A 23409-nucleotide genomic window follows, 5' to 3' on the forward strand; every position below is an offset into this window, starting at 1 on the left:
GGCGCTTGGGCCAGCCGGGGAGGCCGGCAGTGCTCCTCGGTCGAGTATCCGTACGGTGCAGCACATCCGCACCGTTCAACGGTGGCGCTCAGCCAGAGCGGCCATGCCACCACCTGCGTGCCCGGTCGCCAACGACGCCTGCTCACCATGGCTGCGCATACTCTTGGTGTCCGGTAACCCAAAAGGTGGAGACATGCATCAGACACGCGGATTCACGCATCTGGCCAAGGCGGCTTCGCGCTTCACGGGGCGGCCGGTCTGTTTCGGCCTCGCCCTGGCCGTGATCGCCGCATGGGGGATCAGCGGCCCGCTGTTCGGTTTCAGCGATACTTGGCAACTCGTGATCAATACCGGCACGACCATCATCACCTTCCTGATGGTGTTCCTGATCCAGAACACCCAGAACCGCGATACGGAAGCGATGCAGCTCAAGCTCGACGAGCTGATCCGTGCGACCCGCGGCGCGCACAACCGGATGATGGACCTGGAGGAGCGCGAAGAAGGCGAACTGGACCAGCTGCGCACGGAATACGAAGACATCGCGAAACACGCGCGCCACGATGGCGAGAAGGGCCGCTGATGTCCGCTCTGCCCGCCATTGCGGAGTCGCCGATCCCGGGTCGCTGAAAAGACAACGGCCACCCGGAGGTGGCCGTCGCGCTGCGGCTTCGATCAGTCAGTCCGGATCAGAAGCGGTATTCGGCACCGATGGCGATGCGTGACTTCAGGCAGATGCGTACTCGACCGACACGATCACGAAGCGTTGTTGACCACCGGGCAGCAACGCCTCGAATTCATCGTCCAGGCGCTTCTTGAGCATCGCCCGTGCCAGCGGCGAATCGATGCTGATGAAACCGAGCTTCGCATCGGTTTCATCGGGGCCGACGATGCGGTAGCGGTGGGTTTCGCCGCTGCTGACGTCCTCGACTTCCACCACGGCGCCAAAGAACACGGCTTCACGATCGGCGGGCATGTCGCCGATCACGCGCAGCACTTCAAGCCGCTTCGAGAGGTACCGGACGCGCCGATCGATCTCGCCGAGCTGCTTCTTGCGGTAGGTGTATTCTGCGTTCTCGGAGCGGTCGCCCTCGGCCGCGGCGGCGGCCAGCGCCTTGACCACTTCCGGTCGCCGCACGCGCCACAGCTCGTCGAGCTCGGACTTCAGCCGCGCGTGGCCTTCGCGCGTGATCAACGCGGTGCTTTTCTCTGCGGGAGGGCGCCAGCGGGACATGGCAGCAACGAGTATGGAGTTGCCACCTATCTTAGGGCGGCATGACCGCCGTTTCAGGGACGGCGCCGGACGAGGCGACCGCGCACCCGATGCTGCACCGTTTCCTTTCGTTGAGTCGGCACGCAGGAGGCTCCATGAACAGCCCCGTCGCGATTCCCGCCCGCGCGCGGTTGCGCGCGGCGATGACCTGCCTGCTGGCCGCTGCGACGCTGCTGGGCACGTCGTCATGCGGGAAGACCGAGCAACCAGCTCCCGCCAGGTCGACGGCGTCGCCGCCAGCGTCGCAGGCCACACCGGCAGCGCCCGTTCCCACGACGGCCGTGCCGGAAACTCCCGCTGCAACCACCGCCGAAACTGCGGCCGAAACGACGCCCGAGGAAGCCGCCCCGGAATCCCAGCCCGAAGGCGATACCGCGGCCGCCCCGTACGCCGGGCGCACGCTCAGCCTGGAGAACAAGCCCTGGAAAGGCGACTTCGACGCCATGGTCGAACGCCGGATGATCCGCGTGCTGGTGCCGTACAGCCGCACCCCTTATTTCGTTGACAAGGGTCGCGAACGTGGAATGACGGCTGAGCTGGTCCGCGACTTCGAGCACTACATCAACAAGAAGCTGGCCAGCCGGCTGGGCAAGCGCCCGGTGACGTTCTACCTGATCCCGACCACCCGCGATCGCCTGCTGGCAGGCGTGGCAGCGGGGCAGGGCGATATCGCCGCGGGCAACCTGACCGTCACCGAAGCGCGGCTCAGGACGGTCGACTTCGTGGCGCCACGCGACCGCAAGCCGGTCCGCGAGCTGCTCGTCACCGGTCCGGCTTCGCCCGCGATCGCGAGCCTCGACGAGTTGGCCGGTCGGAGCGTGTATGTGCGCCCGTCCTCCAGCTACCACGAGAGCGTGAAGGCGCTCAGCGAGCGGCTGGTGAAGGCCGGCAAACCGGCGATCCGGATCGTGCCGCTGCCGGATGAGCTCGAGGACGAGGACATCCTCGAGATGCTCAATGCCGGCCTGCTCGAATATGCGGTCGTCGATGACTGGAAAGCGCAGCTCTGGGCGCAGGTATTGCCGGCGATAAAGGTGCGCGCTGACCTGGTGCTGCGCGAGCAGGGCTACGTCGGTTGGGCCATCCGCAAGGACAGCCCGCAACTGACAGCTGCCCTCGACGATTTCTATCGCAATTACGCCAGGAAGCAGGGCGTCATCGACTACCGGCTGGCGCAGTTCCACAAGCAGATCAGGCAGATCGGCAACAACACCGCCGATAGCGAACGCAAGCAGTTCGAACAGGTGATCGCGCTGTTCCGCAAGTACGGCAGCCAGTACGACTTCGATCCGCTGATGCTCGCGGCCCAGGGCTACCAGGAGTCGCGCCTGCACCAGGACGCCAAGAGCCATGTCGGCGCCGTCGGTGTGATGCAGATCATGCCGGCCACCGGTGCCCAGCTGAAAGTGGGGAATATCCGCGACGTCGAGCCGAACATCCACGCCGGCGCCAAGTACATGGACCAGCTGATGACAAGCTATTTCAAGGACGCGCATTTCAGCGAACAGGTGCGGCCACTGTTCGCATTCGCCAGCTACAACGCCGGCCCCGGCAACATCGCCCGGATGCGACGCGAAGCGGCCAGCCGCGGGCTGAATCCGGACAAGTGGTTCAACAATGTCGAGGTCGTCACCGCCGAAAAAATCGGCATCGAGACCACCACGTACGTGCGCAACATCTACAAGTACTACTGCGCCTACAAATTGCTGTTGCAGGCAGACGAGTCGCGGCGCCGCGCACGCGAGCGGATCGAGCAGGGCAAACGGCCCGGGCAGGGCAAGCAGGGAGAAGGTTGAGCGACCCGGGACCGGGCAACCCGCGATGCGGGCGGCCCGATCCTCTACGGAGCGTCCTCTACGGTACGCGCCGGCTTACTGCTTCGCCGCCTCGCGCTTGAGCGTGGTCGAGTGCGTGCTTTCGATCGGCATGCCAGCGGAGTCCAGTGCGTCGATCTGGTCGGCTGACGTCACCGCATAGAGGCGATCCTGCTGGCTCTTCGAGTTCGGATCCAGGCGGATGCGCTTGCCGTTTTCCTCGGCCGTCCAGGTGCCATCCCCATCGACACCATTGCCCTTGCCCTGGTAGGCCTCGTGCAGCGCGTAGCTGCCATCGGCATTGAGCATGATCCGGGTGTCGATGCCCGGGCAGTCGGCGCAGGGCAGGGTGCCGGTGAAAGTGCCCGCGAACCCCTTGATGTCGAACGGCACATCGGCCGCAGTCATTGCAGGTGCGGACTCGACGGCGACCGGTGCCGCCGCAGCGGGAGCCGCAGGTTCGGCCGGCGCCGTGGGAGCGACGGGTTCAGCAGGGGCCTGTGGCTTGCACGCCGCGACGGCGAGCGTGGCAACGACGGCAAGTAGCAGCAACTTCCGGTTCATCGGGACATTCCTGTGGGATGAAGGGCAAAGGATGCGCATTCGAGGTGAAGGCGCGGGCAGCGTCAACCTGCGCTGCAGCAAAAGGACGCGCAGCGACAACGTGCAATGACGATCAGCGTCGCTTTCCGAAGATCCCGCCGAGTACGCCGCGCAGGATCTGGCGGCCGATCTGGTTGCCGACGGTGCGGGCGGTCTGCTTGGCCATGGCTTCGACCATGCCCTGGCGTCGCCGGGTACCGAACACGGCGTCCTTCACCGCCTGGCCGAAACCGCTGTCCTCGGCGTCGTCCTGCTCGCGGGTGCGGGCAGCGGGCGCATCGGCCGTGGTCGTGGCCGCCTCGGCCTTCTTTGCCAGCATTTCCGCCGCGGATTCGCGATCAATGGCCTTGTCGTACTTCGCGCCGACCGGGCTGCCGGCCCGTACCTGCGCGCGTTCGGCATCGGTGATGGCGCCCATGCGGCAACGCGGCGGGGCGATCAGTGTGCGTTCGACCGGCATCGGGATGCCCTTGTCCTGCAGCGTCGACACCAGCGCTTCGCCGGTGCCGAGTTGCGAGATCGCAGTGGCGACATCGAGCCTGGGATTGGGCACGAACGTCTCGGCCGCCGTCTTCACCGCCTTCTGGTCGCGCGGCGTGAAGGCGCGCAGAGCGTGCTGCACGCGATTGCCGAGCTGGCCGAGGATGTCGTCCGGCACGTCGTCGGGGAACTGCGAACAAAAGTACACGCCGACGCCCTTGGAGCGGATGATGCGCACGACCTGTTCGACGCGCTGCTGCAAGGCGGCCGGCGCGTCATCGAAGAGCAGGTGCGCTTCGTCGAACACGAACACCAGCTTGGGCTTGTCGAGGTCGCCGACTTCCGGCAGCTGCTCGAACAGTTCCGAAAGCAGCCACAGCAGGAACGACGAATACAGGCGCGGCTTCAGGATCAACTGCTCCGACGCCAGGATGTTGACCACGCCGCGGCCATTGGGGGTCGTGCGCATCAGGTCGGCAAGTTCCAGCGCGGGCTCGCCAAAGAACATGTCGCCGCCTTCCTGCTCCAGGCGCAGCAGCGAGCGCTGGATCGCGCCGATCGACTGCGTGCTGACCAGGCCATACGAGGTGGAGACGTCCTTGCGTTCCTCGGCGACCAGGCCGAGCAGGGCGCGCAGGTCCTCGAGATCGAGCAGCAGCAGGCCACGGTCGTCGGCGAGTTTGAAGACGATGTCGAGGACGCCGCTCTGGGTGTCGTTGAGTTCCAGGATGCGCGAGAGCAGGGTCGGACCCATCTCGCTGACCGTGGTGCGCACCAGGTGCCCGTTCTTGCCGAACAGATCCCAGAACACGACCGGGTTGGCTTCGTTTGCGTAATCGGCGATGCCGATGTCCTTGATCCGCGCCTGCAGCTTGTCGCTGGGCGCACCGGGCATGGCGAGACCGGCGACGTCGCCCTTCACATCGGCGAGGAACACCGGCACACCCATGCGCGAGAAGCCTTCCGCGATGGTCATCAACGTGACCGTCTTGCCCGTGCCGGTGGCACCGGCGACGAGGCCGTGGCGATTGCCCAGGCGCCCCTGCAGGAAGACCTGGCCGTGGGTTTCCGGCAGGGAATCCGGGGAGGTGACCGACTTGCCGATCAGGATCGCGTTGCCGGGAAGCACGTTGTCTGCCATGGGTGGGGCCGGAGGGTTGGTTGCCGGGATTCTATGCCAGCACCGAACTTTCCTTCCGGGGCGAACACCAATTCCGGAAGTTAATTCGTTGCCTCGGTCAAAGTTCCGCCACAACGGATGATCAATGCGGACGAGGTGGCGCATTTTTCGCCATTGCGGTCGCCAGCATCGCCCTCTACCCTGCCATTACCCCTACGTGTGCCCGCCCGATGCCCCAGATGTTCCGTTCCATCCTCGCCGTTGCCGTCCTTGCAATCCTTTCCGGCAACGCCGCCGCGCTGTCGCGCCGCGACCAAACCAGTATCGACGCGCTCACCCAGCGCATGCTGGATGCCGAAAGCAAATACCGCGACGCCATGGTGAAGATCGGCAATGCCGACCCGGCCGGGCAGGCACAGAGCGACACGGCGCTGGAGGACATGGAAGACGTGATCGCCAATTGCATGAAGCAGAAAGGTTGTTCCGTGCCGACCATGCTCAGCACGTACAAGCGCCTGCTGAAGCTCAATGCCGATGCCGAGGCGGATGCATCGGACGAGGAAGCGGAGGACGGCGACGACCATGCCAGTCCGCTCACGGCGGATGTGCCCGAGGCGGCGCGTGCCGCGAAGCTGCTGGCGGACGACCACCGTTTCGACAAGATGGTCCAGTTCAACCCCGCCGTGCAGGCAGGTATCCGTCGCTGGCTCACCGACATGCGCGGTCCGCTGGTCAACAGCTACGAGAACTACCAGTACATGCGCCACCTGATGTGGCCGCAGTACCAGCGTGCCGGCCTGCCGGAAGCGTTGCTGTTCGGCATCATGGCCAAGGAATCCAACGGCAAGGTGCATTCGACCTCGCGCGCCGGCGCCGCCGGGCCCATGCAGTTCATGTATGGCACCGGCCGCCGCTTCGGCCTGGGCGACGACGGGACGGGATTCGACACACGCTACGACCCGCGGGCCGCCGCCGAGGCCAGCGCGTCGTACCTCAACGAGCGCATGGGCCAGCTCAACCGCAGCATCGAGCTCGCGCTGGCCGCCTACAACGGCGGCGAGGGCCGCGCGCTGCGTGTGTACCAGGGCAGCGGCGGGCGCAGTTTCTGGGAAGCCGACGTCTACAACCAGTTCCCGTCGGAAACGCAGGATTACGTGCCGATGGTGATTGCCGCGGCGTGGTTGTTCCTGCATCCCAACGAATACGGACTGACCTTCCCGAAAGTGGATGCCAAGCCGGCGCCGTTGCGCCTGGCGCAGCCCAGCTCGATCTACCAGTTGACGATCTGCCTGGGCAACCGCGGCGAACGCGAGGGCTACATGCGCGCGCTGCGCAACCTCAATCCGCGCTACCAGGCCGAAAGCTCGCTGTCGGCGGGTACCACGATCAATGCGACCACCAAGATCGTCGGCCTCTACAACCGCTGGTGCACTTCGGGACCGCGTGCCGAGCTTGCGCGCACGCTGGTGCTCAGCAACCCCAACAACGCGATCGTGCGTACGGGGCCGGTGACGACGGTCGGCATGAATGAAGCGTCAGGCGCGGCGGAGACCGAGGGCGAACCGGCGCTGGCGACGTTGCCGCCGAGGCCCGCGAAGAAGGAAAAGCCGAAGGCAGCAAAACCGCGCGATCATCGCGTGGAGCGGGGCGAGACACTCATCGCCATCGCGCGGAAGTTCCAGTGCGATATCGACGATCTCGCCAAGGACAACAAGATCAAGGCGCCGCGCTACGCGATCCGGCCCGGCCAGAGGCTGAAGCTCAAGGGCTGCGCCGCCGACTGACGTATAGGCAAGGGGGAAGGGGATGGTGACAGGATCGTTGACGGCCCCACGCGGAGCCCGCACGCGCTGGATCGTGGCGGTGTGCGCGCTCGCGGTGCTGGCCATTGCGGGCGCGGTGTCGCCCGAGCTGCGCTGGTTGCACTACGCGTGCAAACCGCTGGCCACCTTGCTCATTGCGGGGATGGTGGTCGTCTCCCCTTCCGTCGATGCGCGTTACCGGGGCGCGGTCCTGATCGGGCTGCCGCTGTCGATGCTCGGCGATGTCTTCCTCATGCTCGTGCCCACGCCCCAAGGACCGGACTGGTTCGTGTTCGGGTTGGCCAGCTTCCTGTGTGCACACGTCGCCTATCTGTATGCCTTCTGCTGCCGGGCCCGGCTGTTCGCCCGCTGGTGGCCGTTTGCCCTCTATGCCGTCGTGGCCGTGGCTGTGTCCGCCGTGCTGGCACCGCGTCTGCCGGAGCCCCTGCGTTGGCCCGTGTATGCCTACGTGTTGATCCTCTCGGCCATGGCTGCACAGGCCGCCGCGGTGTGGGCGCGGTCTCCCGGTCGTGCCACCGCATCGGCCGCACTGGGGGGCGCGTTTTTCGTGGCTTCGGACGCGACGCTTGCGATTGACCGTTTCGTCGCACCGTTTCCCGCTGCGGTGGTGGTCGTATTGGCAACCTACTGGATCGCGCAGGCCCTGATCGGATTGTCCGCATGCGGTGCGGGCCGGCGCGCGTGATCGGCCGCGCGTGAAAAAGGCGGCCTCGGCCGCCTTTTTCCCTTTCAACTATTCGGCCTTCAGGTCTTTGTCTTCTTGCGCTGGCAGCCCGTAGCCGCACGAGGGTCGTCCTGCTTGGGACCAATGGCGCGCATCGAGGTGGTGCTGGCGGCTGCGCTGCGCGGGTCGTCCTGTTTCGGCCCGATGGCTTCCAGGCCACCCTGGACGACGATCCCCTGTTTCGCGGCGGGATCATCAGTGCCCGGCTTCCCGCCCTGCGCGATGGGGTTTTCGGTGCAGTCGTTGTCGGTCACGGCGCGGGGATCATCCTGCTTCGGCCCGATCGCTTCCCGGCCACCCTGGACGATGATGCCCTTCTTTGCGGCGGGGGCAGGCGCCTGGGCGTTGGCGGTCGAACAGAACAGGGACAGGGCGAGGCTGGCGATAACAACAGCGGTACTCACGGTGAAAAGCTGGCGCATCAGCGGTCTCCAGGGAATACGGCAGGACGGACAGGCATGGCCCCTTGCAGGATCGCCTTTGCAGGATCGCCTTTGCAGGATCGCCTTTGCAGGATCGCCTTTGCAAGATCGCCCTTGCAAGATCGGCATCAGATCCGTGTTGCGAGCGGCCCACCCAAGCGTACGGGCGACTGCGCCCGCAATGCAGGATGCAGTTCGGCAACACCCTTCGGCAACAGCACGATGGCCGTCGAGCCGTAGTTGAAGCGCGCCATTTCGGCAAAGCGCTCGAGCACGATGTTCTGGCCGCGATAGTCCTTCACCGTGACGGGACCGCCATAGGGTGGAATCTCCACGCCACCCCACACGGTCTCGACGCCGGATACCAACAACGCACCAACCATCACCACCGCCATCGGCCCGAAGTCGCAGTCGAAATGGCACACCACGCGCTCGTTGCGCGCGAACAGGCGCGACACCGAACCCACCGCATCGGGACCCACGCTGAAGAGGCGCCCCGGCACGTGCACGGTTTCGCGCAGCGTTCCGGTCCAGGGCATGTGCACGCGGTGGTAGTCCTTCGGCGACAGGTACACCGTCGCGTACACGCCACCATCGAACGCGCGCGCGGCCTCCTCGTCGGCCAGCAGCTCCGCCGTGGTGAACCCGTGGCCCTTGGCCTGGAAGATGTGGCCCGAATCCTCGTGCAGCACGCCTTCGTCGGCGCGGCCGATGTGGCCGCATTCGCTGATCTTGCCGTCGGCCGGCATGAGGATCGTGTGGGGATCGGCGTCGGCCACGCGGGCACCCGGCTTCAATGCGCGCGTGAAGAAGGCATTGAAGGTCGGATAGCTGGTGGGGTCGGGATTGGCGGCTTCGCCGAGATTCACGCCGAACTTGCGCGTCACCGTGTCGATCAGCCACTGCTTGATGGCGGGGTTGCGCGAATAGGCCAGCCTGCGCGCCAGCGACGACAGCAGGCGATGCGGCAGGACATAGGTGAGTGCGGTGATCGGGCTCACTGGCTGGCCTCGCTGAGGGCGGTCATGTCGGTCGCGATGTCCTTGGGGTCGAAGGGGGGCTGGATGAAGCCGGTCAGCCGGCCCTGCGGGTCGAGCACCGCCAGCGAGGCGCTGTGGTCCACCGAATACTGGTCGGCGGGAGCGCCTGCGGGCGCGGGCACCTTGGCGAAGACCATGCTCAGCGACCGCGCGAACGTTTCCAGCGCCGGCACGTCGGCGGTCGCGGCGAGCGTGTCGCGATGGAAGGCGTGGGCGTATTCGCCGATGGCATCGGGAGTGTCGCGTTCGGGATCGACCGACACGAACAGTACGCGGGGCCGCGTCGCTTCCGGCTGCGCCGCCCACTGCTTCTGAGCAGCGGCCAGTTGCGCGAGCGTGGTGGGGCAGACGTCCGGGCAATGGGTGAAGCCGAGGAATACGAGGGTCCAGTGGCCTTTCAGCTCGCCCGGGACCAGCGGCGTGCCATCGGACTGGCGCAGCGAGTACGACGGGATTTCGCGCGGCGGATCGAACAGGCGCGCGGCCTTCAGGGCCGGGCGCGATCCCGCCGGCGCGTGGGTGAACCAGGTCTGGGCGGCCAGCAGGCCCAGCGCGGCGGCCACCGCGGCGATCAGGACATAGAGGGTGGTGCGGTTGAACATCTGGGATTCCTTCGAAATGCGCGCACATGGTACTGGCCCGCGGCCAATCCCAAGACACCACCGTCAGAACCGCGCCCGCGGCCAGCCGTGGTCGACCGCAGATGCTTCACCTGGATGCCAGGTCCGGCCGCAATCCCCCGGGCAGCCCCGCCCGCGGCCGCCCGTATAATCGGTGCCCCTTTTCCCGCAGAACCCGCCCCGTGGCCGAATCCCCCGCTTTCGAACAGGTCTCGATCATCGACCTGATCCGCTACGGCGGCAGCCGCTTCAACGAGGCGGGATTGACGTTCGGCCACAGCTACGACAACGCCCTGGACGAGGCCACGCAGCTGGTTCTGCACGCGCTGCACCTGCCGCACGACCTCAGTCCGGTGTACGGCCCCGCGCGTGTCACGGCGGACGAGAAGGCGAAGGTGCTGGCGCTGCTCCAGCGCCGCGTCAGCGAACGCGTGCCGGCGGCGTATCTGACGGGCGAGGCATGGTTCGCGGGCCTGAACTTCAAGAGCGACCGCCGCGCCCTGGTGCCACGTTCGCCGATCGCTGAACTCATCATTGCCGGCTTCGAGCCCTGGCTGGGTGGTCGTGACGTCGAGCGCGTGCTCGACCTGTGCACGGGCTCGGGCTGCATCGCCATCGCCACCGGGCATTACCATCCGAACTGGCAGGTCGACGGTGCCGACATCAACGACGACGCGCTTTCGCTCGCCGGGGAGAACAAGGAACGCCTGCATGCGGCCAATGTCACGCTGCGCAAGTCGGACCTGTTCAATGGCCTGAAGGGTGAGGTCTACGACCTGATCGTCACCAATCCGCCCTACGTCACCAACGCCGAAACCGATGCGCTGCCCAAGGAATATTCGTACGAGCCGGAACTGGGCCTGCGCGCGGGCGACGACGGCCTCGACCTTGCGTTGAAGATCCTGCGCGATGCGCCTGAACACCTGAGCGAGCACGGTCTGCTGATCTGCGAAGTCGGCGAGGCCGAACAGGCCCTGGCCGACCTGCTGCCGGAGCTGCCGATGGCATGGGTCGAGTTCAAAGTCGGGCAAATGGGCATCTTCGTGGTCGAACGCCACGACCTGGTCGAGCACCATGCCCGCATCAAACAGCTCGCGGACGCGCGCGGCTGATTTCCTCCGGGGCAGCCGCCTAGTGACATCGCATGAGCCTGGCCGCTACGCCCCAGCCGGTTTCCCGTATATTTCAAGGCCTTAACCCACCCACTTCACCCCGTGCCGAACGTCCCGTTGCGGGCAGCGGCTCCAGGACTCCACGTGGCCAGCAACACCTTCGGCAAGCTGTTCGCAGTGACGACCTTCGGCGAGAGCCACGGTCCGGCGATCGGCTGCGTCATCGACGGGTGCCCCCCGGGCCTCGCGATCGCACCGGAGGACTTCCACCACGACCTGGAGCGTCGCGCCACCGGCAGGACCCGCCACACCTCGGCGCGGCACGAGGCGGATGAAGTCGAGATCCTCAGCGGCGTCTACGAAGGCGTCACCACCGGTACGCCGGTCGCGCTGCTGATCCGCAACACCGATGCGCGCAGCAAGGACTACGCGAACATCGCCGCGCAGTTCCGCCCCGGCCACGCCGACTACACCTATTGGCAGAAGTACGGCATCCGCGATCCGCGCGGCGGTGGACGCTCCAGCGCGCGCGAAACCACGATGCGCGTGGCGGCCGCGGTCGTTGCGAAGAAGTGGCTGGCCGAAAAGTACGGCGTGCAGGTGCGCGGGTACCTGGCGCAGATCGGCGACGTCACCCCACGTGCCTTCGACGTCGACAACGTCGAGTGGGCCGTCGTCGAATCCAATCCCTTCTTCTGGCCCGACGCCACGCAGGTCGCCGAGCTGGAAAGCTACATGGACGCCCTGCGCAAGTCCGGCGATTCCGTTGGCGCGCGTGTCGACGTGATCGCCGATGGCCTGCCGCCGGGCTGGGGCGAGCCGATCTACGGCAAGCTCGATGGCGAACTGGCCGCTGCCCTGATGTCGATCAACGCGGTGAAGGGTGTCGAGATCGGCGACGGTTTTGCCTCCGTCGCCCAGAAGGGCAGCCTGCACCGGGACGAAATCAGCGCCGATGGCTTTCTGAGCAACCACGCCGGCGGCATCCTCGGTGGCATCAGCACCGGCCAGGACTTGCGTTGCTCGACCGCATTCAAGCCGACTTCGAGCCTGCGCCTGCCGGTGCAGAGCCTCGATACGGCGGGCAATGCGGTCGAAGTCGTGACCACCGGCCGCCACGATCCCTGCGTCGGCATCCGCGCCACGCCGATCTGCGAGGCCATGGTGGCGCTGGTGCTGATGGACCAGGCCCTGCGCCATCGCGCGCAGTGTGGCGACGTGGGCGAGGTGAGCCCGCGCATTCCGGCAAAAGCGGCCCCGAAAAAACCTGACTCCGGCAAACCGGACTCTGGCAAACCGGACTTTGGCAAACGATAGCGGCCGGTTGCTTGCAGCTTCCCGGGATCGGGTTCCGGAAGCCCCTGTTGCAGCCGCGCCGCGCGTCCGTTTCGCCCGCCAACCCAATTCCGCGACCGGCAAGGCGCACAATTCCCAACGCTGCCCGGCCGCCACATCACAGGACCATCGCAACAATGAGCAAGACCACGTACACCGTTGCAGTAGTCGGCGCCACCGGCGCTGTCGGCGAAACCATGCTGAAGGTGCTCACCGAGCGCCAATTCCCGATCGGGAAGCTGCACGTGTTGGCGAGCGAACGCTCGGCCGGCAGCAAGATCGACTTCGGCGCACGCCAGCTGGTCGTCGAGGATCTCGCGACCTTCGACCCCAAGGGTGTCGATATCGCCCTGTTCTCCGCCGGCGGCTCGGTCTCGAAGGAATATGCACCGAAGTTCGCCGCCGCAGGCGCGGTCGTCATCGACAATTCCTCGAGCTTCCGTGGCGATGCCGACGTGCCGCTGGTCGTGGCCGAAGTGAACCCGGAAGCCATGAAGAACCGTCCGCGCGGCATCATCGCCAATCCGAACTGCTCGACCATGCAGCTGATGGTCGCCCTGGCGCCGATCCATCGCGCCGTGGGCATCGAACGCATCAACATCGCCACCTACCAGTCGGTGTCCGGCACCGGCGTGAAGGCGATGGAGGAACTGGGCCGGCAGACCGCCGCGCTGCTCAACTTCCAGGACGTGAAGCCCAAGGTGTATCCGGTGCAGATCGCGTTCAACGTGATCCCGCACGGCGGCGATTTCCTCGACAACGGCTACACCACCGAGGAGTGGAAGCTGGTCACCGAGACCCGCAAGATCCTCGGCGACGACAACATCCTCGTGAACGCCACCGTCGTGCGCGTGCCGGTGTTCTACGGCCATTCCGAAGCCGTGCACATCGAGACCCGCGAGAAGATCAGCGTCGACAGGGCGCGCGAGTTGCTGGCGGCACAGCCCGGGCTGGAGCTGGTCGACGAGCGCAAGGCCGGCGGTTACCCGACCCCCGTGACCCACGCCTCCGGCACCGACCCGGTCTACGTCGGCCGCGTGCGCGAGGACGTCTCGCACCCGCGCGGCCTCGACCTGTGGGTGGTGGCCGACAACATCCGCAAGGGCGCCGCGACCAACGCCGTGCAGCTGGCGGAACTGGTCATCGCTGAGCGCTGACCGGCGGCTCGGGACCGCGGTTTGCGCCGCGGCCCGTCCTTGACCGGTTAGAAATCTGAATCCGCTCAGCCATTTGCGGCAGCTTCATTGCAAACCGCCTGCACTGGGGGCTAGAGTCATGCAGGGGAGTGGCGTGAGACCTGTCGTGAAAAGAATCGCGGGAACCGTATTGGCGCTGCTGGCGGTCTCCGCCAGCTTTGGCGCGTCCGCGCTGGGGCTGGGCCAGATCGAGGTCAAGTCGAAGATCGGCCAGCCTCTGGTGGCCGAGATTCCGATCATCACCAGCGATCCGGCCGAGCTGGAACAGCTGCAGGCCGGCCTGGCTTCGCCGGAAACCTTCTCCCGCATTGGCCTGCGTCCTCCCATCGGCATTATTGCTGGCCTTCAGTTCACCCAGGCGCTGGATGCCCGCGGCAACCCGGTGATCCGGGTCACCAGCCAGCAGCCGGTGGACGAACCCTTGCTGACCTTCCTGGTCGAGGTCGACTGGGGGCAGGGCAGGCTGGTCCGTGAATACTCCGCGCTGATCGACACGCCACGCACGGTGTCCGCGCCGCTGCAGCCGGAAATTGCCGCACCGACGACGGAAGCGCCCGCGATCATCGAGCGTCCGGCCGAGCCCGCCCAAACCGTGGCCGCGCAGCCCGAGCCGGAACCCGCACCCAGCGACAGCACGCAGCCGGACGCCCAGGCGATCACGCCCACGCCCACGCCGCCGCAGCCCGTCGCACCGCCGCCGCAGGTGGCAACGGCGCCGGCACCGGTTTCGCGCCCGCTGCCCGATAGTGGCGACTACGAAGTGCGCAGCGGCGACACGCTGTCCGCCATCGCCGCGCACGTTGCGGGCCCAGGCTCGCTCGACCAGACCATGATTGCGCTGTTGCGCGCGAATCCGGACGCGTTCATTGGCGGCAACATCAACCGTCTCAAGGCGGGCACGGTATTGCGTGCTCCGGCCGGTGTCGCGATGACCGAGCTGGATGCGCAGCAGGCCAATGCCATCGTCCATGCACAGATCCAGGAATGGCGTGCATCGCGCCGCGCCGCGCCACAGCCGGCCGACGCCGAGGTGTCGGCGGCCAACGCGACGGCGGCGCCCGTCTCGAAGCCTGCACAGGCTTCGGCGACCAAGGCTCCGCGCGTTGCCGATGCGCGATTGGAAATCGTCCCGCCCGGCGCAAGCGATGCGACCAAGGCGGGCACACAATCCGGCATCAGTGCCGGAGGCGAGGGTGCGATGCTGCAACAGGAACTGACCCAGACGAAGGAAACCCTCGCGGCACGCGAGGCCGAGACGCAGGACCTCAAGAGCCGCGTCGCCGAGCTCGAGAAGCTGCAGCAGCAACAACAGCAGCTGATCGCCATGAAGGACAGCGAACTGGCCGCGGCGCAGCAGCGCCTCGCCCAGAACCAGAAGCAGCAACCGCAGACGTCGGCAATGCCCTGGGTGGTCGCGCTGGGTGGCGCGCTGGTGCTGGGCGGCCTGATCGCCTGGTTCCTGCGTCGTCGCGATGCCGCCAAGCCCAGCTTCCGTGCAGTGACGGCTTCCGCGGCACCTTCGATCGCCGACGCGTTCGCGCCGCGCCTGGATGGCGCGGGCTTGGCTGGCATCGATTTCGAAGATGAGATCGAAACCGAAATCGAAACCGAAATCATTAGCCCGGCGGGAACTGGCGCCGTCGCGCCAGCCCGCGCGCCCGAACCGCCCGCGCGCGCCGTGCCCGCCTGGCACACCGGCGCCATGCAGCGTGACCTGCTGGATCCGGCGGCGCAGGCTGCCCATGAACGACTCGAGCTCGCTCGCGCCTATCTCGACCTCGGTGACCTCCCCGGTGCCCGCCAGCTGCTGGGCGAAGTGGTGATCAACGGCGACCATGCCGCCCGCCAGCAGGCGGCGCGGATGCTGCGCGAACTGGAGTGACCCCGCCGTAGCGCGGACAGGTCCCGCTACGTATCGCCCGCCTCCGTCGCCGCTTCGCAAACTCGCGAAGCAGGCGACGTCGTTGAAAAGCATGTGCCGGGCCCGCCGGCGCCACGGAACCCATGCCGCAAGCCACGCCAGCGTTGTCCGATGCCCTTGCGCCATCCGTGCATCGCTATGCGATGGGCATCGAATACGACGGTACCGGGTTCAGTGGCTGGCAGCGCCTGAGCAAGCACGGTGAAAGCGATCCCGAGGGCTATCTCACCCTGCAGTCGGTGATCGAGGATGCGTTGACGTTCGTCGCGGGTACGCCGATCGCGACCATCTGCGCAGGCCGCACTGATGCGGGCGTCCACGCAGCCGGCCAGGTCATCCACTTCGACAGCCCGGTGCGCCGCGATCCGCGTGGCTGGGTTTTGGGTACGACGAGCAAACTGCCACCAGCGATCGGCGCACTCTGGTGCGTGCCAGTCCCGGAAGAATTCCACGCCCGCTTTTCGGCCCGCGCGCGCCGGTACCGCTATGCGATCCTCAATCGCACGGTCCGGCCCGCGCTGGGGCGTCAGGTCCTCACCTGGGAACGCCGTCCCCTCGATGCCGCGGCGATGCACCGGGCGGCGCAGGCCCTGCTGGGCGAAAACGACTTCTCCGCCTTCCGCACCGTGCAGTGCCAGGCACCGCATGCGCGCCGCGAGTTGCAGGAAATCACCGTTTCGCGTGACGGCGACGTGGTGACGGTCGAAGTGCAGGCCAATGCCTTTCTTCACCATATGGTGCGCAACATTGTTGGAAGCTTGCTGGTGGTCGGACGCGGCGATGCTCCGGAAGGATGGATCGCCGGGTTGCTCGCCGGCCTAGACCGCACCAAGGCGGGGCCCACCGCGCCAGCCAGCGGGCTGGTGTTCCTTGGCCCCCGTTATCCAGCCGATGTCGTCGAGCGCCTTGGCTTGCCCGCCAGCATCCGGCTATGAGCGACCCACTTGCTCGCAATCGAACTGGAGTGAAGCCGTGAAGCCGAACTTCTTCCGCACCCGCATCAAGTTTTGTGGCCTGACCCGTGCCGGCGATGTGCGCCTGGCCAGCGAACTGGGCGTGGACGCGGTCGGCTTCGTGTTTTCGCACCAGAGCAAGCGCCGCGTCGAGCCGGAAGAAGCCCGCGCGATGCGCTCCGCACTGGCGCCATTCGTCGACTCCGTGGCCTTGTTCCGCGACAACCCGCAGGAGGAAGTGCGCGACATCGTGCGCCACGTGCGCCCGACCCTGCTGCAGTTCCACGGTGACGAGGACGATACGTTCTGCCGCGGCTTTGGCGTCCCCTATCTCAAGGCGGTGGCAATGGGTGGCGATGATGGCCAGGCCGCCGCGAAACCGCTCCGGGCGCGTTATCCGAATGCTGCGGGGTTCCTGTTCGACAGTCATTCGCCGGGCGGGGAAGGTGGGAGCGGCAAGACCTTCGACTGGTCGCGCATCCCATCGGACCCTGGCAAACCATGGTTGCTCGCCGGTGGGCTGACACCCGAGAACGCTTTCGATGCCGTGATCTTCACGCGGCCATGGGGCGTCGACGTCTCCAGCGGAATCGAAGTTTCGCCCGGCCTGAAGGACGGCGACCGGATGCGGCACTTCGTCGAGGAAGTCCGCCGCGCGGATTGTCATCACGAATAAGGCGTCTGCCGGTTCCGCGTTGCACTAGACTGGCGCCCCATCGCCGCAAAGGGCGATGTCCCCCGCCTGGTTCGTGCCGATGTCCGCTGAAACCCCCGCCGTCGAATCCGTCACCGACTTCCACGCCTACCCCGATGCCGCCGGCCACTTCGGCCGCTTCGGTGGCCGCTTCGTCGCCGAAACACTGATCGGCCCGCTGGAGGAACTCGCCCGGGCGTACGACGAGGCGCGGGTCGATACGGCCTTCATCGCCGCGTTCGAAGCCGACCTGGCGCATTACGTCGGTCGTCCCAGCCCGATCTACTTCGCCGAACGCCTCAGCCGCGAAGTCGGCGGCGCGCGCATCCTGCTCAAGCGCGAAGACCTGAATCACACCGGCGCGCACAAGATCAACAACACCATCGGCCAGGCACTGCTCGCCAGCCGCATGGGCAAGACCCGGATCATCGCGGAGACCGGCGCGGGCCAGCACGGCGTCGCGTCGGCCACGGTCGCGGCCCGGCTTGGCCTGGAATGCGTGGTCTACATGGGCGCCACCGACATCGAGCGCCAGAAGATCAACGTCTACCGCATGAAACTGCTGGGGGCGACGGTGGTGCCGGTGACCAGCGGCTCGGCCACGCTCAAGGATGCTCTCAACGAAGCCATGCGTGATTGGGTGACGAACGTGCAGGACACGTTCTACATCATCGGCACCGTCGCCGGCCCCGACCCGTACCCGCGCATGGTCCGCGACTTCAATGCCGTGGTCGGTCGCGAGGCGCGCGCGCAGATGCTGGCCGAATACGGACGCCTGCCTGATGTGGTGACGGCCTGCGTCGGCGGAGGTAGCAACGCGATCGGCATCTTCCACGCCTTCCTCAATGATCGCGACGTGCGCATCGTCGGTGCCGAGGCGGCAGGCGAGGGCATCGCCACCGGTCACCACGCGGCGTCGTTGGCCGCAGGCCGCCCGGGCGTGCTGCATGGCAACCGCACCTATGTTCTTTGCGACGACGACGGACAGATCATCGAGACGCACTCGGTATCGGCGGGCCTCGACTATCCGGGCGTGGGCCCGGAACACGCATTCCTAAAGGACACCGGCCGCGCCGAGTACGTTGGCGTGACCGATGACGAGGCGCTCGCGGCTTTCCACCAGCTCGCACGTACCGAAGGCATCCTGCCGGCACTGGAGTCCAGTCATGCGATCGCCCAGGCCATGAAGCTGGCGCGCGACATGCCCAAGGACGCGATCGTGCTGTGCAACCTGTCCGGTCGCGGCGACAAGGATGTGCACACGATCGCCGGCCGTGAAGGCATCACGTTCTAGTTCCGGTCCTTGCCGCGACGCCAATCCAATCCGACGACACCGATGAACCGCATCGATACCCGCTTCGCCAGGCTGAAGGCCGAAGGCCGCAAGGCGCTGATTCCCTTCTTCACCGCGGGCGATCCCTCGCTCGAGGCGACCGTGCCGGTGATGCATGCGCTGACTGCTGCCGGCGCCGATGTGATCGAACTGGGCGTGCCGTTTTCCGATCCGATGGCCGACGGCCCCACCATCCAGCGCAGCTCCGAGCGCGCCCTGGGCCGCGGTGCGGGCCTGTCGTACGTGCTCGAATGCGTGCGCAGCTTTCGCGAGCGTGACGCCGAAACCCCGGTCGTGCTGATGGGCTACCTCAATCCCATCGAGATCCGTGGTGCCAGCCGCTTCGCCCAGCAGGCGGTTGCCGCCGGGGTGGACGGGGTGCTTCTGGTCGACCTGCCGCCGGAAGAAGCGGCGGAATTCCGCAGCGCCTTTGCCCGGGAGGGCCTGACCCTGATCCTGCTGGCCGCGCCCACCACCAGCGATGCACGCCTGGCGCTCCTGGGAGAGCAGGCGAGCGGTTATCTCTACTACGTCAGCTTCGCCGGCGTGACCGGGGCCGACCGCCTCGACACCTCGGTGGCCACCGAACGCCTGCACGCGATCCGCGGCCACAGCGCCGTGCCGGTGGTGGCTGGTTTCGGTATCAAGGACGCCGCTTCGGCGCGGGCCATGGCATCCGGAGCCGACGGGGTCGTCGTCGGCAGCGCACTCGTCGCGGCGCTCGATGGCGCCAGCGACCCGGCCACCAGAGCCGGCGAGTTCCTGCTGCCGCTGCGCTCGGCGCTGGACCGCTAGTACGCACGGTGATCCTGGCCTGTCCCCGGGATTCTCGCGACGTTCGCCCCGAAAACCCGCCCCAAGCGGGCAGGGCCCGGCTCGCGGTAAACTGATCGTTCGCCATTAGTGCCTGAACAGGGGAATACGCAACGCATGTCCTGGCTGAAGAAACTCATGCCCTCCGGCATCCGGACCGAATCCGGCGCGGCCAAGCGTCGCAGCGTGCCCGAAGGCCTCTGGGAGAAGTGCGATCGCTGCGGCGTCGTGCTGTACCGCCCCGAGCTCGAGGAAAACCTCGAGGTCTGCCCGAAGTGCGCCTTCCACATGCCGATCCGGGCCCGCGCGCGGCTGGCGTCGCTGTTCGATCCTGACGGCACCAGCGAAATCGGCGCCGAACTCGGCCCGACCGACGTGCTGAAGTTCAAGGACCAGAAAAAGTATTCCGACCGCATCAAGGCCGCGCAGAAATCCACCGGCGAGCGCGATGCACTGATCGCCATGCAGGGCAAGCTCAAGGGCCGCGACCTGGTCGCCGCGTCGTTCGACTTCGCCTACATGGGCGGCTCGATGGGCTCGGTGGTGGGCGAGCGTTTCACCCTGGCCGCCGAACGCGCCGCCGACATCGGCTGTCCCTTCGTGTGTTTTTCCGCCAGTGGCGGTGCGCGCATGCAGGAAAGCCTGTTCTCATTGATGCAGATGGCAAAGACCTCGGCCGCGCTGGCCCGCCTGCGCGCCAAGGGCCTGCCGTACATCTCGGTGATGACCCACCCGACTACCGGCGGTGTGTCGGCATCGTTCGCGATGCTCGGCGACATCAACATGGCCGAGCCCGAAGCCCTGATCGGGTTCGCCGGCCCGCGCGTGATCGAGCAGACCGTCCGCGAGAAGCTGCCCGAAGGCTTCCAGCGTTCCGAATTCCTCGTCGAACACGGTGCCGTGGACCAGATCTGCGATCGTCGCGAAATGCGCGACCGTCTTGCGCACTTGCTCGCATTGATGATGAAGCAGCCGATGCCGCAGGACGACAGTGAGGTTGTTGCTTGAGCCGCAAGTACTTCGGTACCGATGGCATCCGTGGCCGCGTCGGTGAAGGCGCGATCTCGGCGGACTTCGTCCTGCGCCTGGGCAACGCGTACGGCCATGCACTGACCAAGGCATATGAAGGCCACCGCGACTGGCGCAAGCCGCAGGTGATCATCGGCAAGGACACGCGCATTTCGAACTACATGTTCGAAGCGGCCCTGGAGGCCGGCCTCGTCGCGGCGGGCGTGGACGTGCAGCTGATGGGCCCGATGCCGACGCCTGCCGTCGCGCACCTGACCCACTCGATGCGCGCGGACGGCGGCATCGTGATTTCCGCCTCGCACAATCCGCACTACGACAACGGCATCAAGTTCTTCTCTGCCGAAGGCGAGAAGCTGGACGACGACACCGAGCTGGCCATCGAGGCCGCGCTGGAACAGCCATTCCACACGGTCTCATCCGAGCAGCTCGGCAAGGCCGTGCGTACGCGCGATGCCCTCGGCCGCTACGTGGAACATTGCAAGAATTCGGTTCCCAAGGGATTTGACCTTGGGGGCATGCGCATCGCCATGGATTGCGCCAATGGCGCGACCTACCAGCTCGGCCCGCTGGTTCTGCGCGAATTGGGCGCGCGCGTCGATGCGATCGGCATCGATCCCAATGGCCTGAACATCAATGATGGCGTCGGCTCGACGCACCCGGATACGCTGGCGGCCCGCGTTCGCGAAACCGGCGCCGACCTTGGCATCGCCTTCGATGGCGATGGCGACCGGGTGATGTTCGTCGACGGCGACGGTGTCGTGCGCGACGGCGACGACCTGTTGTACGTGCTGGCGCGCGACTGGAAGCTCAGCGGCCGCCTTGCCGGTCCGATAGTCGGCACGCTGATGACCAACTACGGCCTGGAGCGTGCGCTGCAGCGCGAGGGCATCGACTTCATCCGCGCCAAGGTCGGCGATCGCTATGTGCACCAGCAACTGGTGGCGAACGGCGGAGTGCTCGGTGGAGAGGCGTCGGGCCACATGCTGTGCCTGGATCGCAGTGGTACCGGTGACGGCATCGTCAGCGCCTTGCAGGTGCTGGAAACACTGCGCCGTCGGGGCATTTCGCTGCGCGACGCCTTGCAGGGACTGGAGCGCGTGCCGCAGCGGACCATCAACGTGCGTTACGCCGTCGGCGCCACCATGCCGGTGGAATCGCCCACGGTGCAGGCGGCGCTGGCGAACGCACAGGCCGCGGTTGCCGGTCGTGGCCGCGCGTTCCTGCGTCCCTCGGGTACGGAGCCGGTCGTCCGCGTGACGGTCGAAGCCGATGATGCGGCGTTGATGCAAGGCACGCTGGATGCGCTGGCCGACGCCGTGCGCGCGGCCGCGCAATAGATAAAACACATAGAGAGCAGGACCATGGCGTCGCAGATCCCGACCCTAGACATACGTCGTTTCACCGCGCCGTCCAACAGCAGCGACCGCGAAGCTTTCGTCACCGAGCTCGGAGCGGCCTATCGCGAGTGGGGTTTCGCCGGCATCCGCAACCACGGCATCCCGCAATCCCTGATCGACGGTTCCTACGACGTGTTCAAGCGCTTCTTCGCGTTGCCAGAAGACGTGAAGCGCAAATACCACGTCCCGGGCGGCGGTGGTGCGCGCGGCTATACGCCGTTCGGCATCGAGACCGCCAAGGACTCCAAGTACTTCGATCTCAAGGAGTTCTGGCACGTTGGCCGCGAAATCCCCCGCGATTCGAAGCATGCAGGCGTGATGCCGCCGAACCTGTGGCCGGAGGAAATCGCCGGGTTCCGCGAATACGCCTACGGTCTCTACGAGGCGCTGGATCAGTTGGGGTCGCGCGTGCTCAGTGCGCTCGCGCTGCACATCGGCTTGCCGGAAAGCTACTTCGCCGACAAGACCGACTACGGCAATTCCATCCTGCGTCCGATCCACTACCCGCCGATCACCACCGGCGACATCCCCAACGTCCGCGCCGGCGCGCACGAGGACATCAACCTGATCACGCTGCTGGTCGGCGCCAGTTCGGAGGGGTTGGAAGTGAAGTCGCGCAAGGGTGAGTGGGTGCCGTTCACCGCCGACGCAGACACGATCGTGGTCAACATCGGCGACATGCTGCAGCGCCTCACCAACCACGTGTACCCGTCGACCACGCATCGCGTGGTCAATCCGCCGGGTGACAAGGCGCGCCAGCCACGCTATTCGACGCCGTTCTTCCTGCATCCGAATCCGGATTTCGTGATCGACGTGCTGCCCTCGTGCATCACGCCGGAGAACCCGAGCCGGTACCCGGAGCCGATCACCGCGCACGGTTACCTCGAAGAGCGCCTGGCCGAGATCAAGCTGAAGTAGTCGGCCGGCGGGCGCGGGGTGTAGAAACACCGCACTGCGAAAGCCCTTTCTGGGGCTGGGTGGCTCACGCCATCCAGAAAAACACCGCGGCCATGCGCTTGGTCTCCAGCGTCTGGCCCCAATAGCCCGTCGCGCTATGGATCATGTTGGCGCGATAGACGAGCAGGCGGTTGTAGCGGTGTGGTATTTCGACATCCTCGACGAAGGAGTCGCCCGGGACGTAGCGGGTGCCCAGTGCCTCGGCCAGGTTGTGGTGGGGTGGCTGCACCGTGTTCCCGCCGCGCTGGCCGCCCGGCAGGCGCTGGCGGTAGAAGGTGGTTCCGCAGCTGTCGGGTACATGCGGATTTAGGTAAAGCACGGCGGCGTACCGGCACAGCGCTCGGGAGTCGGTGTGCGGCCGCGGCTCGCACTCGTTGTATCCGACCACCTGCACGCAGTTGTGGTTCAGCGTTTCGCCATCGGCGGTGGCGGCTTGCACCCAGAGCCTGCTGGCGCCGGTAACCTTCCTGACCCAGGTTTCCAGATGGGTCAGTTCGTCGGGCTCCAGCGCCGGCATCGCGCGCATGCCCGGCCAGCTTTCGGGTTTGTGCGGATAGCCTTCGTACCAGTCCGTGCGGGCCAGCGATCGTGCACGCACCTCATCGGCATTCGGGAGTGCGTTGTCCAATACCCAGTAATCGCGCCCTTCGGTGGGCTTGCGATAGGGCAGGAGGGGAAGGCGGGGGGCGGTCGAACCGGGTCTCATGGCGAGGCCAAGTATGGCGCAGTTCGATTCCTGAGGCGGTCGAGGAA

General features: G+C 66.6%; 22 protein-coding genes. 15 read left to right on the forward strand and 7 right to left on the reverse strand.

Going from position 1 to position 23409, the window contains the following annotated elements; genetic code table 11:
• Positions 1–193: 193 nt before the first annotated feature.
• Entirely contained in the window at positions 194–580 is a 387-nt protein-coding gene (locus ACXJJ9_RS11900; protein ID WP_457097363.1) for a low affinity iron permease family protein, read from the forward strand.
• A 144-nt stretch (positions 581–724) separates the two neighbouring features.
• Here the strand turns inward: ACXJJ9_RS11900 and greB are convergent, their stop codons facing one another.
• Positions 725–1231 carry a transcription elongation factor GreB gene (greB, locus tag ACXJJ9_RS11905; protein WP_310053258.1) on the reverse strand — a complete coding sequence of 169 codons (507 nt, stop codon included), beginning with the start codon at positions 1229–1231 and terminating at the stop codon, positions 725–727.
• A gap of 134 nt (positions 1232–1365) precedes the next feature.
• Here greB and ACXJJ9_RS11910 point away from each other — a divergent pair, with 134 nt between their 5' ends.
• On the forward strand, positions 1366–3066 hold the full coding sequence (locus ACXJJ9_RS11910) for a transglycosylase SLT domain-containing protein (protein WP_457097364.1): 1701 nt from the start codon (positions 1366–1368) through the stop codon (positions 3064–3066).
• Positions 3067–3141: 75 nt separating this feature from the next.
• Here ACXJJ9_RS11910 and ACXJJ9_RS11915 read toward each other — a convergent pair whose 3' ends face one another.
• Together ACXJJ9_RS11915 and ACXJJ9_RS11920 are read right to left on the reverse strand one after the other, a co-directional pair.
• Positions 3142–3648 (reverse strand): copper resistance protein NlpE, encoded by a 507-nt coding sequence (locus ACXJJ9_RS11915; RefSeq protein ID WP_457097365.1) that lies wholly within the window; start codon positions 3646–3648, stop codon positions 3142–3144.
• 112 nt (positions 3649–3760) lie between these two features.
• On the reverse strand, positions 3761–5308 hold the full coding sequence (locus tag ACXJJ9_RS11920; RefSeq protein ID WP_457097366.1) for a helicase HerA-like domain-containing protein: 1548 nt from the start codon (positions 5306–5308) through the stop codon (positions 3761–3763).
• Positions 5309–5517: 209 nt separating this feature from the next.
• On the opposite strand from ACXJJ9_RS11920, the gene ACXJJ9_RS11925 reads away from it, so the two are divergent.
• Together ACXJJ9_RS11925 and ACXJJ9_RS11930 are read left to right on the forward strand one after the other, a co-directional pair.
• The gene (locus ACXJJ9_RS11925; protein ID WP_457097367.1) at positions 5518–7071 is read left to right on the forward strand and encodes a transglycosylase SLT domain-containing protein; all 1554 of its coding nucleotides are present in this window, start codon (positions 5518–5520) and stop codon (positions 7069–7071) included.
• Positions 7072–7150: 79 nt separating this feature from the next.
• Positions 7151–7795, forward strand: coding sequence for a lysoplasmalogenase (locus ACXJJ9_RS11930; RefSeq protein WP_457097368.1), 645 nt, complete (start codon positions 7151–7153; stop codon positions 7793–7795).
• A 59-nt stretch (positions 7796–7854) separates the two neighbouring features.
• On the opposite strand, the gene ACXJJ9_RS11935 is transcribed toward ACXJJ9_RS11930, so the two are convergent.
• From ACXJJ9_RS11935 to ACXJJ9_RS11945, 3 genes are all read right to left on the reverse strand, one after another.
• Positions 7855–8256 carry a hypothetical protein gene (locus ACXJJ9_RS11935; RefSeq protein WP_457097369.1) on the reverse strand — a complete coding sequence of 134 codons (402 nt, stop codon included), beginning with the start codon at positions 8254–8256 and terminating at the stop codon, positions 7855–7857.
• 128 nt (positions 8257–8384) lie between these two features.
• Positions 8385–9257 carry an archaetidylserine decarboxylase gene (asd, locus tag ACXJJ9_RS11940; protein WP_457097370.1) on the reverse strand — a complete coding sequence of 291 codons (873 nt, stop codon included), beginning with the start codon at positions 9255–9257 and terminating at the stop codon, positions 8385–8387.
• A complete protein-coding gene (locus tag ACXJJ9_RS11945; protein ID WP_310053247.1) occupies positions 9254–9898 on the reverse strand; it encodes an SCO family protein in 645 nt (214 codons plus the stop codon). Before ACXJJ9_RS11945 ends, asd begins: the two co-directional genes overlap by 4 nt.
• 200 nt (positions 9899–10098) lie before the next feature.
• Here ACXJJ9_RS11945 and prmB point away from each other — a divergent pair, with 200 nt between their 5' ends.
• The 11 genes from prmB to ACXJJ9_RS12000 all read left to right on the forward strand — a co-directional run bounded on the left by prmB (position 10099) and on the right by ACXJJ9_RS12000 (position 22617).
• Positions 10099–11028, forward strand: a complete 930-nt coding sequence (prmB, locus tag ACXJJ9_RS11950) for a 50S ribosomal protein L3 N(5)-glutamine methyltransferase (RefSeq protein ID WP_457097371.1) — start codon at positions 10099–10101, stop codon at positions 11026–11028.
• Between the two features lie 144 nt (positions 11029–11172).
• Complete coding sequence (gene aroC / locus ACXJJ9_RS11955; protein WP_457097372.1) at positions 11173–12345, forward strand: chorismate synthase; 1173 nt, start codon at positions 11173–11175, stop codon at positions 12343–12345.
• Between the two features lie 155 nt (positions 12346–12500).
• Positions 12501–13520, forward strand: a complete 1020-nt coding sequence (locus tag ACXJJ9_RS11960; protein WP_457097373.1) for an aspartate-semialdehyde dehydrogenase — start codon at positions 12501–12503, stop codon at positions 13518–13520.
• Positions 13521–13665: 145 nt separating this feature from the next.
• Positions 13666–15441 (forward strand): FimV/HubP family polar landmark protein, encoded by a 1776-nt coding sequence (locus tag ACXJJ9_RS11965; RefSeq protein WP_457097374.1) that lies wholly within the window; start codon positions 13666–13668, stop codon positions 15439–15441.
• Positions 15442–15563: 122 nt separating this feature from the next.
• On the forward strand, positions 15564–16415 hold the full coding sequence (truA, locus tag ACXJJ9_RS11970) for a tRNA pseudouridine(38-40) synthase TruA (protein ID WP_457097375.1): 852 nt from the start codon (positions 15564–15566) through the stop codon (positions 16413–16415).
• 37 nt (positions 16416–16452) lie between these two features.
• Positions 16453–17109, forward strand: a complete 657-nt coding sequence (locus tag ACXJJ9_RS11975; protein WP_457097376.1) for a phosphoribosylanthranilate isomerase — start codon at positions 16453–16455, stop codon at positions 17107–17109.
• Positions 17110–17188: 79 nt separating this feature from the next.
• Complete coding sequence (gene trpB, locus ACXJJ9_RS11980; RefSeq protein WP_457097377.1) at positions 17189–18421, forward strand: tryptophan synthase subunit beta; 1233 nt, start codon at positions 17189–17191, stop codon at positions 18419–18421.
• A 42-nt stretch (positions 18422–18463) separates the two neighbouring features.
• The gene (gene trpA / locus ACXJJ9_RS11985) at positions 18464–19255 is read left to right on the forward strand and encodes a tryptophan synthase subunit alpha (protein ID WP_457097378.1); all 792 of its coding nucleotides are present in this window, start codon (positions 18464–18466) and stop codon (positions 19253–19255) included.
• A gap of 135 nt (positions 19256–19390) precedes the next feature.
• The gene (gene accD / locus ACXJJ9_RS11990) at positions 19391–20281 is read left to right on the forward strand and encodes an acetyl-CoA carboxylase, carboxyltransferase subunit beta (protein WP_310053235.1); all 891 of its coding nucleotides are present in this window, start codon (positions 19391–19393) and stop codon (positions 20279–20281) included.
• A complete protein-coding gene (gene glmM / locus ACXJJ9_RS11995) occupies positions 20278–21639 on the forward strand; it encodes a phosphoglucosamine mutase (protein WP_457097379.1) in 1362 nt (453 codons plus the stop codon). The genes accD and glmM overlap by 4 nt, the downstream gene beginning before the upstream one ends.
• Before the next feature lie 24 nt (positions 21640–21663).
• Entirely contained in the window at positions 21664–22617 is a 954-nt protein-coding gene (locus ACXJJ9_RS12000; RefSeq protein ID WP_457097380.1) for an isopenicillin N synthase family dioxygenase, read from the forward strand.
• A gap of 64 nt (positions 22618–22681) precedes the next feature.
• Here ACXJJ9_RS12000 and ACXJJ9_RS12005 read toward each other — a convergent pair whose 3' ends face one another.
• Positions 22682–23362 carry a DUF6445 family protein gene (locus ACXJJ9_RS12005; protein WP_457097381.1) on the reverse strand — a complete coding sequence of 227 codons (681 nt, stop codon included), beginning with the start codon at positions 23360–23362 and terminating at the stop codon, positions 22682–22684.
• Positions 23363–23409 lie beyond the last annotated feature (47 nt).

The sequence above is a fragment of the Lysobacter sp. P5_B9 genome, from assembly GCF_054049835.1.